The 530-nt window shown below is 46.4% G+C and carries 1 protein-coding gene; it reads left to right on the top strand.

Annotation, left to right across the window (positions count from 1 at the left end):
* Positions 1 to 383: transposase (locus tag MIB40_RS19450; protein ID WP_249697160.1), on the top strand; the 383-nt coding region annotated here is incomplete at its 5' end.
* Positions 384 to 530: the final 147 nt, after the last annotated feature.

A 530-nucleotide genomic window follows, 5' to 3' on the forward strand; every position in this document is an offset into this window, starting at 1 on the left:
AACTGAAGATGAGGTATCCAATGCCACGCTACAACAATCCAAGAAGAACCTGGCAGTACACAAACGAGTTTAAAGCCAAAGCCGTTCAGTTGAGCTTGATGGATGGCATTCAAGTTCAAGAAGTTGCCAAGGCGCTCGATATTCATCCTATGATGCTGTCACGATGGCGCAAGGAATATAGAGAAGGAAAGATCGTGGCGGATAAACGCAAGAAACTCACCAGTATCGATAAAGAAAAGAAAGAGCTGAATAAGCTCAAACGGTTGGAAAAAGAAAATGCTCGCCTTCGAGAGGAGCTTGACCTGCTAAAAAAGTGGCAACGGTTTCTTGCGGAGGAACATCAGAACGGTATCGATTCATCCAAAAAATCGGGCGGCAGCTAAGCATCACCAAGTTGTGTGGCTGGCTGGGTGTCTCAACCAGCGGATTCTATGACTGGAAGAACAGAAGCCGATCTCAGCGATGTCTGGAAGATGATGATCTCAAGGTTGAGATTCAGGCGATCTATGACGCGAATGAAGGCCGTTATG

This window comes from Aestuariirhabdus haliotis, from assembly GCF_023509475.1.
GTDB classification, from domain to species: domain Bacteria; phylum Pseudomonadota; class Gammaproteobacteria; order Pseudomonadales; family Aestuariirhabdaceae; genus Aestuariirhabdus; species Aestuariirhabdus haliotis.